Genomic DNA, 13,597 nt, shown 5'->3' with positions numbered 1-13,597 from the left:
GCGGGCGGGACGATTGAGACGGCAGGAGGAGTTGAGGACGCTGGGAGCGTTCGTCGAGCCCTTCGGGCAAGGATGGGTCCACTTCACCGACTTCGCCATCGCCCTGGTCCTGGCCAGCGCGATCGGCCTGGAACGGGAGATCAGACAGAAGGCCGCCGGACTGCGCACGTACACCGTCGTCGGCCTCGGGGCGGCACTCTTCACCCTGGTGAGCAAGTACGGCTTCAGCGACGTGGTCCAGTCCGGCGTGGTCACCCTGGACCCGTCCAGGATGGCCGCCCAGATCGTCTCCGGACTGGGCTTCATCGGCGCCGGGGTGATCTTCGTCCAGCGCGGCTCGATCCGGGGGCTGACCACGGCCGCCACCGTCTGGCTGACCGCCGCGATCGGCACGGCGGCGGCCGCCGGACTGCCGCTGCTCGCCACCGCGGCCACCGCCGCCTACTTCTTCGTCGGCTACGTGCTGCGGCCGCTCACCCACCGGCTGCCGAGGCTGCGCACCCGGCCGGTCAGCTGCCACGTCACCTACACCGAGGGCAACGGCCTGCTGCGGCTGCTGCTCACCCGGATCACCGCCGCGGGGTTCGCCGTGGCCGAACTGGCGACCGTGGACCGGGCCGGGCCGCCCGACGAGGGCGGCGGCGGTGTCGACGAGCGGATCGCGGAGGTGCACCTCACCGTGCACGGCCGGGGGGACCTGTCCGCCCTCACCGCCGAACTGGCCCGCCTCCCGGGCGTCCTGACCTGCGCGGTCAGTCACGCCGAGGACTGAGGCCGACTCAGTCCGCCGACCCGGCCGGCACCGCCGGCGCCACCGGGGGCGTCCGGACGGCGAGCAGGGCGGTGTCGTCCGTCAACCGGCCGCCGGTGTGCCGGAGGACCTCGGCCGCCACCTCGTCGACCAGGCGCCCGGGGTCGACCGCCCCGGGCCGGGCGGCCAGGCGCTCCAGGTGGTCGCGCAGGGCGAAGAAGGCGCCCGTCCGGTCGCGGGCCTCGGTCACCCCGTCCGAGACGATCAGGACCGTCTCCTCCGGGCCCAGGCTCAGCCGCCGGACCTCCGGCAGCCCGCCGGCCAGCTGGGCCAGCCCGAGCGGTGCGCCGTTGCCCGGCGGCAGCTGGCGCACCCCCGCGGGGCCGAGGACGTGGGGGCTGTCGTGGCCGAAGTTGACCACCTCCACCTCCCCCGGCGCGTCGGCCGGGAACCAGACGACCACCGCCGTGGCGAACCGCTCCTCCTGCTCCCCCAGCCGCTCCGCCAGCAGGTTCTGCCGGTGCAGCCGCTCCTCCAGCCAGGACGCGACGGTGGCCAGGTCCGCCTCGTGGAAGGCGGCCTCCCGGAAGCAGCCGACCAGGGCCGCCGCCGCGGAGACCGCCGGCAGGCCCTTGCCCTGGACGTCGCCGAGGATGACCCGCGCCCCGAACGGGGTGGCCAGCACGTCGTAGAAGTCGCCGCCCACCCGGGCCTCGACGTCCGCGGCCAGGTAGCGCGCCGCCGAGTCCACCCCGCCCCAGCCCGGCGGCACCGGGCGCAGCACCACCTGCCGGGTGGTCTCGGCCGTGCCCTGGAGGTGGTGGACGTAGGCGGCGGCCCGGGCGCGGAAGATGCTGATCGGCACCGAGACGGCGGCCCCCGCGATCACCAGCAGGAAGTCCTCGATCCCCTGGGACTTGCTCCAGATGCTGTCCAGGGCCGGGTAGGCGACGACGGCGAGGAGGGCGAACAGCGTGGTGGCCGCCGGGCCGCAGAGCCCTGCGGTCACCACCGGGACCATCGCCAGCCAGCTGACGGACGCGAACGTGACGGGGGTGGCCGCGTCCACGCCCACCACCGCCGCCAGCACCGCCAGCGGCACCAGCCAGGACCAGTGGCCGTACCTGATCAGCACCGGCAGCCGCGGCCCCGGCTCCTCGACGGAACGCGCCCGCAAGCCGTCCCTCCCGTTCTCGCGACGTCCCCCGCTGTTCGGGCGCCCCGCCCGGCGCGCAGCCGCCCGGCGGAGGTTGCGCCCAAGGTACGGGGCCCGGTCACGGCAGGGGTGGTGCGGCGGCGTGGTGGCCCCGGCGCTCGCACGTTCGGCCCAGTCGGAGCACGGCTCGCGACGCCCCGCCCGGGCCCGGCACCGCTCCACCGCGTGCGGCTTTCCGAGTGAGGGGGCAGGGTGGTCCCGTACGGACCTGCCCGAACCACGCGGCGCCACCGGTGACCCGGCGGCCGGCCGAAGGAGGCGCCATGCGCACCCTGAAGATCCCCCGTCGGAGCCTGGCCCTGGCCGCGGCCCTCGCCGCCCTGCCGACCGCCGCGCTCGTCGCCCCGGCCCAGGCCGCGACCGGTGCCCGGACCGCGACCGCCGCCCCGCCGGTGTCCTTCGTGGAGCTCCCCGAGACCGCGCTGCCGCGCGACCACGCGACCCGGCCGATCACCGTCACGTACCGCAACGACTCCTCGGCCGACCGGACGGTGGCCCCGCAGATCCTCGTCGAGTCGCCGGACAACGGGCCCTTCCTCAACCCGGCGGGCATCCGGATCGAGGTGCTCTCCCCCGACGGCCACTGGCGCGCCATTCCGCTCGGCAGCCAGACCGGCACGCTGTACACCCGGCTCGTCCCGGCCAAGACCGTCCTGCACGGCCACCAGACCCTCACCGCGCACTACCGGGTCACCGTGGTCGGGAAGGCGCCGCTCCAGGGCACGGTCGAGCCCCGGGTGGCGCTCTACCGCTGAGTCACCGGCTGCCCTGGGTCACCGGTGGCTCAGGGCAGCTGCACCGGCGTGAAGGTGCCGGCCGGGGTGCCCGCCAGCGCGCCGTCCATCGCGTCGCGCCAGATCGGGCCGGCCAGGGTGCCGCCGAAGGCCTGGCCGACCACCTGGCCGCCGATCCGCTGGCCGTCCAGCGGCTTGGGGTCGTCGGTGTCGCTGACCACGGTCGCGCCCGCCATCTCCGGGGTGTAGCCGACGAACCACACCTGGCGGCTGTCGTTGGTGGTGCCGGTCTTGCCCGCGCTGTCCCGGCCGGTGAGGCCGGCCGTCTGCCCGGTGCCGTCCTCGACCACGCCCTTGAGCATCGCGCTGACGGTGTCGGCGGTGCCGGCCGACATCACCGCCGAGCAGTTCGCCTGCGGCACCGCGAGCGGCTTGCCGTCGGGGCCGGTCACCGAGGCGATGGCGGTCGGCGCGCAGTAGGTGCCGTGGGCGGCGAAGGCCGCGTAGACGGCCGCCATCGTCAGCGGGGTCAGGTCGTTGCTGCCGAGCGTCATCGACGGGACCACCTGGAGCTTCTCGCCGCCCGCCTGCTGGGTGATGCCCAGCTTGTTCGTCATCCGCGCGACGTTACACAGGCCGGTGTCGGCCTCCAGCTTCGCGAAGTAGGTGTTGACGGACTGCGCCATGGCCGACTTCATGTCGAACCGGCCGGTGAGGCTCTGGCTGTCGTTGTGCACCTGCCCGGAGGACGGGAACCTCCCGCCCGAGCAGTCCGTCATGGCCGGCCACGGGATGCTGTAGTCCGTGGTGTAGGCCTGGTCGGCCGGGATGCCGCTCTCCAGGGCCGCCGCCGCGACGACCGGCTTGAAGGTCGAGCCGGTCGGGAAGCCGAGCCCGCCGCCCATGGCCTTGCCGGCGTTGTAGTTGATCTGGGTCTGGTGCTGCTTGCCGTCGACGCCGTACGGGCGGCTCTGGCCCATCGCCAGGATCTTCCCGGTGCCCGGCTGGACGATGCTCATCGCGGTCGCCGCCTGGTCGCCCGCGTCGACGTGGCCGGTGACCGAGGCCTGGAGCGCCGCCTGGGCCTTCGGGTCGAGCGTGGTGCGGATCTGCAGGCCGCCGCGCTTCCAGACCGCCTGCCGCTCGGCGGCCGACGCGCCGAAGGCCGGGTCGGTGAGCACCGTCTCGCGCACGTAGTCGCAGAAGAAGCCCGCGCCCTGCTTGGCCAGGATGCACCCCTGCTGCGGCGCCTGGACGTTCAGCCCGAGCGGGGCGGCGATCGCCTGCCGGGCCTCCTCCTGGGTGATGTGCCCGTACCCGGCCATCTTGCGCAGCACGGTGTCGCGCCGCTCCTTCGCCGCCGTCGGGTTGACCGTCGGGTCGTAGCCGGTCGGCGACTGCACCAGGCCCGCCAGCAGCGCGGCCTGCGGCAGGGTGAGGTCCGCGGCGTGCACGCCGAAGTAGCGCTGGGAGGCCGCCTCGATGCCGTAGGCCTGCTCGCCGAAGAAGGTGATGTTCAGGTAGTTGGTGAGGATCTGGTCCTTGCTCAGGGTCTCCTCGACCTTGATCGCGTACTTCAGCTCCTGGATCTTGCGGCCGACGGTCTGCCGCTGCGCCTCGGCGACCTTCTGCGGGTCGTCGCCCGCCTCCTCGACGAAGACGTTCTTCACGTACTGCTGGGTGAGGGTGGAGGCGCCCTGGGCGGTGGTGCCCGAGGAGGCGTTCTTGTCCAGGGCGCGCAGTACGCCCTTGAGGTCGATCGCGCCGTGCTCGTAGAAGCGGTTGTCCTCGGTGTCCACCAGCGCGGTCTTCACCAGCGGGGAGATCCGGTCCGCCGGGACGACCGTGCGGTCCCGGTCGTACACGGTGGCGATCGTGCCGCCCTGGGCGTCGAGGATCGTCGTGGCCTGGGACAGCGGAGGGGTCTTGAAGTCGTCGGGCAGGCTCTGGAAGTCGTCCGCAGCCGACTGCGCGCCGAGCCCGACCGCCGCCACCGCGGGCAGCACCATCCCCGCCGCCACCACCCCGGCGACCACGCTGACCGCGACCAGCCGCGTCCCGTGTCCCAGCTTCCGTATGCCCGCCACCACCCGCAGTTCCGCCATGACGCGTGACCGTACGCGGCGCAGATGAGGAACTCCTTGGAAGCCCGGCCCGCCGCCGGGCGCGGACGGCGCACCCGGCGGCAGGCCCGTGGAGCGGGGTCAGCAGGCCTTGACGTACCAGACCGGGCCCCAGTCTGCGGTGGGGTCGCCGTAGGGGGCGCCGGGCGTGGTGTAGACGAGGTTCTTGGACTTGCCGTACATCTTCGCCTTGAGGCCGGTGGACTGGTTGTTGTACCAGGACCCGCCGCTGTTCAGGCCGTCGGGGATCTCCTGGAGGATGCCGCAGTCGCTGAAGCGGAACATGAGGTGCTGGTAGTTGCTGTACTTGTAGCCGCAGATGTAGCCCTTGGGGCAGTCGGCCGGGGCCGCCGAGACGGCCGGCTGGGCGTTCGCCACGGGGGCGAGGAGCGTGGTGGCGGCGGCGAATCCGGCCGCGAGGACGATGCCGGCCTTGTGGACGAAGCGCATGGGGGACCTCCTGGGAGCAGTGACGTCGTGGTGCGGGCCGCCGGGTCCGGCGCCCGCACCTCAGTCTCGGAGTCCGGGGCACCGCCGCTCGACGTGTTTCGGCCTGGCCCGAATCACGGACGCACCGCTCAACTCCCCTACGAACCGGGCACATCGGGAACGTCGGGCGCGTCGCCGAGCAGTCCGAGGCCGAGCGCGGTCGGGCTGTGCAGCGCGGTGTTGCGGTACCGGGAGGTGCCGATCAGCCTGGCCTCGCGCAGCACGGTGGCGTGCTCGCTGGCGCTGGAGGGGGTGATCCCGGCGAGGGCGGCGAGCTCCTTCGTCGAGCAGCCCGGGTGGTCGGCGATCACCCGCAACACGGCGGCCCGGGTGCGCCCGAGCAGGGCGGTCACGGTGGGCCCCGACCCCGCCGGGGCCGGCTCGGGGCCGAGCAGGTCCGGCCAGCCCGCGGGGCGGCTGTCGTCGATCGGGAAGGTGACCGCGGGCTGGGGCAGGCCGTGGGAGTCGTCGCTGACCATGGCCCGCTTGGCGAACACCGAGGGGGCCAGCAGGACGCCCTGCCCCTGGAGCCGCAGGTCGTGGTCGACCCTGCTGCGGACCTCCAGCACCGGCGGCTTCCAGCGCATCCACCGGGGGCTGGCGCCGGCGAGCAGGAGCTCGACTCCCCCGCCGAGGAACTGGCGCATCCGCACCGCCCGATCCGCGGCGTAGCAGTCGGTGATCCGCGACCAGTAGCGGCCGACCAGGTGCTCGTAGAGGAGGCCGAGGCTCTGGGCGAGTTCCTCGCGCAGCGCGCCGTCCTCGGCCAGGCGGCGGGCCCACCCGGGGACGGGCTGGTGCTCGGCGATCGCGGCCAGCTCCGCCGCGACGAGCCGGCCCGGGGTCGCCCGTACCCGCTCCAGCAGCTCCTCCGGCCGGCCTGCCACCGCGGGCATCAGGAAGGTCGGCCCCCAGCCGTCCGCCGGTGCCAGGGAGAGCGCCATCCGGGCCCGCTCGGGCAGCCGCCCCAGGACGCTCCGCCGCCACGGGTCCAGCCGCGCCGCGCGGCTCCGGTCCTGCAGGGCCCGCGCCGCGGCCAGGAGTTCGGCGAACGGCATCGGACCCGCCGGCCGGGTCCTGGCCAGGTCCTGGGAGGTGAAGTGGATCCGGTAGACCATGGGTTCCCTCCGGTGGCGGGCGACGGGGTCAGGTGCGTTTGAAGAACTCCACCTCCGCGAGCGCGATGGCGCGGCCGGGGCCGGTCCCGGCGGCCTCCCGGACGGTGAGCTTCACCTGGGTGACGTCGCTGATCCCGGTCTGGACGGTCTGCGGGCCCGGCTGGTCGTTGAGCGGGACCTGCTGGGTGTGGACCTCGCCGTCCTTCCCGGTGACCTCCAGGGTGAGGACGACGGGGCGGGCCTGCTGCTGGAACTGCTGGGGATCCGGGGAGGCCCCGGTGTGGACGATCAGGTCCACCAGCCGGAACGGGCTGCGGAAGGAGAAGGTGACGGAGTCCCCGATCGCGGGCGCGCCCCAGTAGGTGTTGCTGAGGCCGTCGTCGGCCAGGGTGGCCGGGTGGCCCTCGACGGCGGCGCTCGCCGAGGTGGTGGCGGGGGCGATCGGCGCGGTGCCGCGGACCTTGTCCAGGACGTCCTGGAAGACCCGCTGACCGGCCGGGAAGAGCAGGACCCCGGCCACGACCACCGCGACGAGCGCGAGCAGGGCGATGGTGCGGCGCAGCGCGTTGCCCGAGCCGCCGATCCGCACCCGGCGCCGGAACGGCCAGCGGGTGCGCCACCAGGGCAGTTCGGCGACGGCTTCGGTGGGGGTCAGGGGTGCGGCGCAGCGGCGGCAGAACTTCCGCCCGGGCAGGTTGGGCGTGCCGCAGCTGGGGCAGGGCGGGCCGTCCTGGGTCTCGACGGCCTCGGTCGCCCGGCTGACGGGGCGGGGCGCGACGGGCTTGGCGGGCTGGACGGCCACCGGGTCGGCCGGGGCTGCGGGGGCCTGCGCACCGGGGACCTGCGCTGCGGGGTCGGGGGCCGGGGTCCGCGCGGGGGCCGGGCGTACGGGGGCGGTGGCGGGGCGCGGGGGGTCGGCGGCGGCCGGGGGTTCGGCGGCCGGGGCCGGGGCAGGCGGTCGCGATGCTTCGACCCGGTCCTTCGCCTCCTGGTTCGCCTCGCCGTCCTTGGCTTCCGGTTCGGCGCGCGCCGTCCGGCGCGAGGCGCTTCGCCGTACGGGTTCGGCGGGAGCGGGGGTGGGCGTGGGAGCAGGCGCGGAGGCGGGCGTCGGCGCGGGCGTCGGCTTCGGCACGGGGGCAGGCACCGGCTCGGCCTGCGCGGGCGCGGGCACGGCCGGGGCGGCGCCGGCGGTGCGCGACCAGCCGAGGTAGGCGCCGCAGTTGCCGCAGAAGTCGTCCCCCTCCCCGTTGGCCGTTCCGCATTCGGGGCACACCGGCATTCGTCAGTCCTCCGCTCGCCCGGGTGGGCCGGGCAGGATCTCCACCCGGCAGGTCAGATGGACCGGACAGCCGGCCCTGACGACGGACCGCACCTGGTCCTCGTCCGGTTCCGCTCCGCGCAGCGGCCAGACCCGGACCAGCAGCTCGCCGCTCGGCGCGGGCGGCAGCGGGGCGTCCGGGTCGGCGGACCAGGAGGCGCCGCCGCCGTCCACGAGCTCGGCGCCGACGCCGAGCACCAGCCGCAGCCGTTCGGTGAGGCCGCGCCGGGTGCCGCGCCAGCGGTGCAGTTCCACCGCGCGCCCGACCACGGCGCGGCGCACCTCCACCGGCCAGGCCGGATCGACCTCGACCGCGACCCAGGAGGCCAGCCAGTCGAGGAAGTCGGCGGGCGCGAGGCCGGGTCGGAAGTAGGCGGGCAGGTTGTCCAGGGTGGCGAAGACCGGGGCGAGGACGGTGTCCAGGCCGGCCGTGAACCGCTGGGCGAAGTCGTCCTCGGCGAACAGCGCGGGCAGCAGTTCGCCGATCGGGTGCGGGCTGGGCAGCCCGGGGACGGCGGCTCTGGTCATGACCGCCCGTCCTCGGCCTGCGCGGTGACCACGACCTGGTGCTGGTGGGAGAAGACCAGGGCGTCCGGCGGGACCTCGACCCGCTCGGTCGGCGCGCCCCGGCGGCCGGTGATCGGGTCGGCGGGGAACAGCCGCAGTTCGTCGACGCCCGCGACGGCGGCCACCCGCTGGAGCACCGCGAACACCTCCCCGTACTGCACCGCCCGGCCGAACGGCCAGCCCGTGCCGTCGGCGCCGCCGCGCAGCGGGTTGAGGTACCGGTAGAGCGCGGCGAGCACCTCCTCACGGACCCGGTCGGGGTCGGCGGCGCGGGTGGTGAGCCGGGCGACCACCGTCACGCCCTGGTAGGCGGGCGGCTGGACGACCAGCCGGGTGCCGATCAGCCGCCGCTCGTCGAGGGCGGTCGCGACGGCGGCCAGCACCTGGTCGTCGGGGATCAGCTGCTCGAAGCGCAGCCGGTCGCCCTCGTCCGCGACGGCGTCGGGGACGACCAGCACCCGCACCGCGCCCGCCTCCCCGCCGGTGGCGGGCACGCAGCTGATCCGGGCGGCGGACGGCGCGGCCTGCCGGGCGATCAGCTCGAAGTCCCCGGCGGTGACGGCACGTTCCTGCAGGCGCAGCTGGTGCGGGGCGCGGGCCTTGGCGTTCTCGACGGTCTCGCCGTCGACCCCGCCGCGGGCCGCCTCCCGGTTGTCGACCCGGGCGATGTACGGGACGGAGCTGCGCAGCACCGTGATGGTGCCGCGGGCGACGTTGCCCGCGATCCCGCCGCCGGTGCGGTAGCGCGGGACGCGCAGGTGGGCGCCCTTGGGCGGGACGGCGCCGAAGGCTCGCAGGCTGCCGTCCGGTTCGCGGACCGCGGGCGGGAAGAGGAACTCGCCGGTGGTGGCGTCCAGCACCACGTGCCGGTCGGTGGGCGAGGACTCGCCGAAGTGCTCGACGACCGTCCACCGTTCCCAGCCCTCGCCGGCCGCGACCTCGACCACCGGGGGCTCACCGTCGAGCAGCACCGGGGGCCGGGCGAGCCGGAAGCGCTGGCCGGCGACGCCCTCCGAGGCACCGAGCGGCGCGTCGGTGACGGTCTGCGCGTGGACGGCGGTGGCGGTGCCGCCGACGGTGAACACCTCGGCCCGGCGGATCGTGGGCGACTCGGAGTAGAACGGCTGGCCAGGCTGCGGCTCGGTGACCCGGCAGCGCAGCCAGCCGGCCCGCCGTCCGGCGACCACCGAGGCGGTGTGCCCGGCGGGCACGAAGACGACCACCTCGCCGGGCCGGTTGAGGCCGCCGGTGGTGTCGCTGCCGGTCTCGCAGGCGATCCAGCGCGCGCCGTCCCAGACCTCCCAGGCCAGCGGCGGTTGGCGCGGGTCGACGCCGACGCCCTCGACCCGGCTGTCCAGCCGGACGACCAGGATGCAGCGCGGCACCACGGCCGGCAGGGCGAAGAGCATGGCGTCCCCGGCCACCGGGCGCTGCTGGAAGCATCGGACGTCCGCGCCGTCGGCCAGTCGGGCCGTGCCGTCGGACTGCTCGCCGGAGGCGGAGACGGTGACCAGCCGATCCAGCGAGCTGGGGACGATCGGCAGGTCCTCGGCGGTGGAGAGGACCACCGCCTCGTCGGTCTCGGTGCGCAGCGTGGAGACCTCGGTGCCGGCCCGCAGCAGGACGGTCTCGGTCTGCGGGGCGGAGAGCCAGAAGTCGACCTCGGCCCGGGCGGCGGCCGGTGGGAAGAGCCGGATGCCGAGCAGGTCGAGGAAGGCGGCGTAGTTCTTCTCCGGCACCCGGTTCAGCCGGTAGAGCAGCTGGTCCACCAGGTAGGCGAAGGTCTCGATCAGGGTGACGCCCGGGTCGGAGACGTTGTGGTCGGTCCACTCGGGGGCGCGCTGCTGGACGTACCGCTTGGCCTCGTCGACGAGCTGCTGGAAGCGGCGGTCGTCCAGGTTCGGGGAGGGCAGGGCCATCAGTTCGCAGACCCCTCGGCCGAGTTCGGGTGTTCCGGGATGGTGTAGAAGGGGAAGACCAGGTTGCGGCGGTCGTTGGTGGCCCGCACGGTGTAGTGGACGTCGATGTAGAGGGTGCCCTCCTCGACGCTGTCGAAGGCGATCACCACGTCGTCCACCTCGATCCTCGGTTCCCAGCGCTCCAGCGCGATGCGCACCTCGCGGGCGATCCGCCCGGCGGTGGTGCTGTCGCCGGTGGCGAAGACGTACTCGTGGATGCCGCAGCCGAACTCGGGGCGCATCGGCCGTTCGCCGGGGGCGGTGCCGAGGATCAGCCGGATCGCCTCCGCGAGTTCGCGGTCGCGCTCCACCAGGGCGATGCCGCCGGTGGCGTTGACGCGCAGCGGGAAGGCCCAACCGCGGCCGATGAAGCTGCCCGTCATATGGCGCCGCCGATCAGCACGTTGAACGCGCCGACGGTGACGGTGGCGCCGCAGGTGGTCTTGTCCCCCACGCGGGCCGCGGGCAGGCCGCCGATCAGCACCACTCCCCCGGCGAGCGCGCCCGGGGAGGGCAGCACCACGTCGCCGGGGCCCAGGGCCAGGTGCGGGGGGACGACGCAGGCGTGGACGGTGCCGACGACGGCGGCGGGGCGGCCGCCGATCAGCACGGTCGCCACCTTGAGGGCGCCCGGCGGCAGGGTGGTGAGGGCGCCGCCGTGATCGGTCAGGTCGCCGGTCCGGGCTGCGGGGGGCATGTGCGGTCTCCGTTTCGGATGGTGCCCGCTGGTCGTGGGGCACTCGTCTACTGCCAAGTGTCTGTGACGATACGTCAGTTGATCCGGACGATGGCCCCCTTGAGCACCGCCTCGGCGCCGCCTTCCACGGTGACCGCCGTCGTGCCGCGGACGGTGACCGATCCGCCGCGCACGTCCACCGTGCCGGTGCCCGCGTCCAGGGTGATGCCGGAGGGGGAGAGCCGCACGGTGCTGCCGGCCGCGCCGCCGAGGCCGTGGACGGTCAGCACGATCTCGCCGCGCTGCTGGTCCAGCTTGACCTCCAGCTTGCCGTCGCCGCTCGCCAGCCGGACGCCGGACTTGCCGCCCGGTACGTCCAGCAGCTCCATCCGGTGGCCCGAACGGGACACCACGGAACGGCGGTTGACCTTGCCGGAGCCGGCGTCGACCAGCGGCACGTCGTGCGGGGAGGGCCGGTCCACGCCGTTGTAGAGCCCGCCCAGCACGTACGGGCTGTCCAGGTCGCCCTGCTCGAAGCCGACCAGCACCTCGTCGTTGACCTCGGGGCTGACCACCCCGCCGCCGCCGGCGCCGCCCCACTGCACGGTGCGCACCCAGTCGGAGACGTAGGTGTCGTCCAGCCAGGGGAACTTGAGCTTCACCCAGCCGCGCTGACCGCCGCCCGGCTCCCGGACGTCGGTGACCACGGCGACGGCCAGGCCGGGTATCCGCGGCCCGCGCGGCGGCGCGTTGCCGCCGCTGGTCAGCCCGGCCAGCGAGCGGTCGGGGGCCGCGCTGACCACCACGGTGGTGCGGTAGCCGCGGAACGGTTCGAGCAGGTGGCGCACCCCGGTGGCGGTGTAGCGGCCGGAGAAGGCGGCGCCGACGTTGCCCAGGGCGACCGCGGTGCCCGCCCGCAGCCGCGGGTTGCCCTCGGCGACGACCTCCAGCTCGCCGAAGCCGGCCGCCACCGAGGCGGCCAGCGACCGGGCCACCGAGGCGGTCTCCGCCTGGGTGCGGTACGGGGTGTCGGCGACGGTCAGCCGGGCCCGGCCGGGGAAGGCGGAGGTCACCGCCGAGGGGCTCATCCCCGGCTGCACGGTCTGGGACGTCACCGCGGGCTCGGTGGCGACCAGGGCGCTCTTGGTGGTGACGTTCCAGCCGCGCGCCTCGACGGTGTCCGCCCCTCCGGCGCCGGTCAGCACGCCGCGCAGCTCCAGCAGGTTGCGCCCGTACTCCAGCACCAGCGGGTTCTGCGGCGCGGGGGTGGAGGGGGCCGGCGCGCCGGAGGCGGGGTCGGGCTTGACGAACTCCAGCTTCCCGTCGTCGTCCACCCGTACCTGGGCGCCGCTCTCCTGCGCCAGGAACTGGAGGAACTCCCAGTCCGGGACGTTCGCCTGGGAGAGCTGCTGGTGGACGACCGGGAAGGCGTCGACCCGCCCGCAGGTCAGGCCCGCTCCGGAGGCGACCTCGCGGACGATGTCGGCGGTCGTCATGTTCCGGAAGGCCTTCACCCGGCGCCCGCGCATCAGCCGGTGGGTGACGGCCGAGGCCCGCACCACGGTGTACGAGCCCGTGGTGTCCACCTCCAGCTCCAGCGCCGTCACCTCGCCGGTGAACAGCCGCGCCCGGGTGTTCCCCTGGACGGTCACCACGGACACCTTCAGCGGGGTGCCGATGGTGATGCCGGTGGCGGAGAGGAAGGTGTGGTCGGCGTCCCGGAAGGACAGCACGGCGGTGTCGGGCAGGCCGACGCTCTCCTCGATGTCGCAGGAGACCAGCTGGGTCGCCCAGATCGGCGGCAGCGGGCCGGGCGCCTCGACGACGGGGTCGGCGGCGAAGGAGCGGCCGCCGCGGGCCTCGGGCGTGGTCATGGCCGTACCCCCTGCGCGGAGCCGCTCTGGGTGAGCTCCTCGATTCCCGGCACGATCAGCTCCGCGCCCGGGATCAACGCCAGCGGGTCGTCGATGTCGTTGGCCTCCGCGATGGTGCGCCAGGCGGTGGCGTCCCCGTAGGCGCGCCAGGCGAGCAGCGGCAGGCTGTCGCCGGCGATCACCCGGTGGGTGCTGCGGGCCTCCGGCGAGCCCGAGGTCGGGTTCTGGCCGGCCGGGTCGACGCTGGCCTCGTCGATGGTGAGCGAGCAGACCGCCCGCAGCGGCTTCCCGTCCACGTCGAAGAGCGAGTAGGTGACCGAGAGGCCGGTCAGCACCCCGTTGAACGACGTGGTCTTCAGGGTGCCCCAGTCCAGCCGGATCCACGGGCTGGCCGGGGTCTTGCGCGCCAGGCTGGCCGGGGTGGGCACACAGGCCGTCATCAGCTGCTCCACCGCCCGCTCCACCGAGTTGTCGTGGGTCGCGGTGGAGTCCAGGAACACGTCGAGGGAGAGCGAGCGCGGACCGCTGCCGACGAACTCGGGCAGCGCGGACTCACCCGCCATCCGGGACGGGGTGCGCCGCCACTCGGTGGTCTTGCGCAGCACCAGGGTCGCCGGGTTGAACTGGAGCCGGAGCTGCGCGAGCGTGCCGCCGGGCTGGGCACCGACCGTGGACGGTGGCTCCATGATGGTCAGTTGGGCCCGGGTGACGCTCGCGGGGACCGCTGGGGACATCCTGGTGCTCCTTCCGTGGGTCGGGCTGTCGGGCGGGGG

At 74.8% G+C, this 13,597-nt stretch carries 13 protein-coding genes; 2 read left to right on the top strand and 11 right to left on the bottom strand.

The genetic code is table 11. The features are described 5' to 3' along the window. Window positions 1-31 precede the first annotated feature (31 nt). Window positions 32-772 (top strand): MgtC/SapB family protein, encoded by a 741-nt coding sequence (locus ACFVXH_RS19405; RefSeq protein WP_387825334.1) that lies wholly within the window; start codon window positions 32-34, stop codon window positions 770-772. A 7-nt stretch (window positions 773-779) separates the two neighbouring features. Here the strand turns inward: ACFVXH_RS19405 and ACFVXH_RS19400 are convergent, their stop codons facing one another. Then, on the bottom strand, window positions 780-1,928 hold the full coding sequence (locus ACFVXH_RS19400; RefSeq protein WP_380777960.1) for a PP2C family protein-serine/threonine phosphatase: 1,149 nt from the start codon (window positions 1,926-1,928) through the stop codon (window positions 780-782). A 302-nt stretch (window positions 1,929-2,230) separates the two neighbouring features. Here ACFVXH_RS19400 and ACFVXH_RS19395 point away from each other — a divergent pair, with 302 nt between their 5' ends. Continuing rightward, complete coding sequence (locus ACFVXH_RS19395; RefSeq protein WP_107086501.1) at window positions 2,231-2,722, top strand: hypothetical protein; 492 nt, start codon at window positions 2,231-2,233, stop codon at window positions 2,720-2,722. A gap of 29 nt (window positions 2,723-2,751) precedes the next feature. On the opposite strand, the gene ACFVXH_RS19390 is transcribed toward ACFVXH_RS19395, so the two are convergent. The 10 genes from ACFVXH_RS19390 to ACFVXH_RS19345 form a co-directional block, all read right to left on the bottom strand. Next, window positions 2,752-4,806, bottom strand: coding sequence for a transglycosylase domain-containing protein (locus ACFVXH_RS19390; protein ID WP_387825330.1), 2,055 nt, complete (start codon window positions 4,804-4,806; stop codon window positions 2,752-2,754). Between the two features lie 99 nt (window positions 4,807-4,905). Continuing rightward, window positions 4,906-5,274 carry a hypothetical protein gene (locus tag ACFVXH_RS19385; RefSeq protein WP_387825327.1) on the bottom strand — a complete coding sequence of 123 codons (369 nt, stop codon included), beginning with the start codon at window positions 5,272-5,274 and terminating at the stop codon, window positions 4,906-4,908. Window positions 5,275-5,411: 137 nt separating this feature from the next. Next, on the bottom strand, window positions 5,412-6,431 hold the full coding sequence (locus tag ACFVXH_RS19380; protein WP_387825324.1) for a winged helix-turn-helix domain-containing protein: 1,020 nt from the start codon (window positions 6,429-6,431) through the stop codon (window positions 5,412-5,414). 28 nt (window positions 6,432-6,459) lie between these two features. Next, the gene (locus ACFVXH_RS19375; protein WP_387825321.1) at window positions 6,460-7,710 is read right to left on the bottom strand and encodes an NADase-type glycan-binding domain-containing protein; all 1,251 of its coding nucleotides are present in this window, start codon (window positions 7,708-7,710) and stop codon (window positions 6,460-6,462) included. Between the two features lie 3 nt (window positions 7,711-7,713). Then, window positions 7,714-8,277: a phage tail protein gene (locus ACFVXH_RS19370; protein WP_387825319.1), complete on the bottom strand. Its 564-nt coding sequence runs from the start codon at window positions 8,275-8,277 to the stop codon at window positions 7,714-7,716. Beyond that, entirely contained in the window at window positions 8,274-10,235 is a 1,962-nt protein-coding gene (locus ACFVXH_RS19365) for a putative baseplate assembly protein (RefSeq protein WP_074002697.1), read from the bottom strand. The genes ACFVXH_RS19370 and ACFVXH_RS19365 overlap by 4 nt, the downstream gene beginning before the upstream one ends. Further along, window positions 10,235-10,657, bottom strand: a complete 423-nt coding sequence (locus ACFVXH_RS19360; protein ID WP_049657621.1) for a GPW/gp25 family protein — start codon at window positions 10,655-10,657, stop codon at window positions 10,235-10,237. The genes ACFVXH_RS19365 and ACFVXH_RS19360 overlap by 1 nt, the downstream gene beginning before the upstream one ends. Beyond that, window positions 10,654-10,971 carry a PAAR domain-containing protein gene (locus ACFVXH_RS19355; RefSeq protein ID WP_387825316.1) on the bottom strand — a complete coding sequence of 106 codons (318 nt, stop codon included), beginning with the start codon at window positions 10,969-10,971 and terminating at the stop codon, window positions 10,654-10,656. Before ACFVXH_RS19355 ends, ACFVXH_RS19360 begins: the two co-directional genes overlap by 4 nt. A 74-nt stretch (window positions 10,972-11,045) precedes the next feature. Continuing rightward, window positions 11,046-12,824 carry a VgrG-related protein gene (locus ACFVXH_RS19350; RefSeq protein WP_387825314.1) on the bottom strand — a complete coding sequence of 593 codons (1,779 nt, stop codon included), beginning with the start codon at window positions 12,822-12,824 and terminating at the stop codon, window positions 11,046-11,048. Further along, entirely contained in the window at window positions 12,821-13,558 is a 738-nt protein-coding gene (locus tag ACFVXH_RS19345) for a LysM peptidoglycan-binding domain-containing protein (RefSeq protein WP_049657627.1), read from the bottom strand. Before ACFVXH_RS19345 ends, ACFVXH_RS19350 begins: the two co-directional genes overlap by 4 nt. Between the last annotated feature and the right edge of the window lie 39 nt (window positions 13,559-13,597).

This window comes from Kitasatospora sp. NPDC058184, from assembly GCF_042883725.1.
Classification (GTDB): Bacteria; Actinomycetota; Actinomycetes; order Streptomycetales; family Streptomycetaceae; genus Kitasatospora.
Note: the sequence above shows the minus strand (reverse complement) of the source record. Positions and strands in the feature narration are given on the sequence as shown.

Coding starts and splice junctions, on each gene's coding strand:
- ACFVXH_RS19395 (WP_107086501.1), top strand. CDS start 2,231: ATGCGCACCCTGAAGATCCCCCGTCGGAGCCTGGCCCTGGCCGCGGCC.
- ACFVXH_RS19390 (WP_387825330.1), bottom strand. CDS start 4,806: ATGGCGGAACTGCGGGTGGTGGCGGGCATACGGAAGCTGGGACACGGG.
- ACFVXH_RS19385 (WP_387825327.1), bottom strand. CDS start 5,274: ATGCGCTTCGTCCACAAGGCCGGCATCGTCCTCGCGGCCGGATTCGCC.
- ACFVXH_RS19380 (WP_387825324.1), bottom strand. CDS start 6,431: ATGGTCTACCGGATCCACTTCACCTCCCAGGACCTGGCCAGGACCCGG.
- ACFVXH_RS19375 (WP_387825321.1), bottom strand. CDS start 7,710: ATGCCGGTGTGCCCCGAATGCGGAACGGCCAACGGGGAGGGGGACGAC.
- ACFVXH_RS19370 (WP_387825319.1), bottom strand. CDS start 8,277: ATGACCAGAGCCGCCGTCCCCGGGCTGCCCAGCCCGCACCCGATCGGC.
- ACFVXH_RS19365 (WP_074002697.1), bottom strand. CDS start 10,235: ATGGCCCTGCCCTCCCCGAACCTGGACGACCGCCGCTTCCAGCAGCTC.
- ACFVXH_RS19360 (WP_049657621.1), bottom strand. CDS start 10,657: ATGACGGGCAGCTTCATCGGCCGCGGTTGGGCCTTCCCGCTGCGCGTC.
- ACFVXH_RS19355 (WP_387825316.1), bottom strand. CDS start 10,971: ATGCCCCCCGCAGCCCGGACCGGCGACCTGACCGATCACGGCGGCGCC.
- ACFVXH_RS19350 (WP_387825314.1), bottom strand. CDS start 12,824: ATGACCACGCCCGAGGCCCGCGGCGGCCGCTCCTTCGCCGCCGACCCC.
- ACFVXH_RS19345 (WP_049657627.1), bottom strand. CDS start 13,558: ATGTCCCCAGCGGTCCCCGCGAGCGTCACCCGGGCCCAACTGACCATC.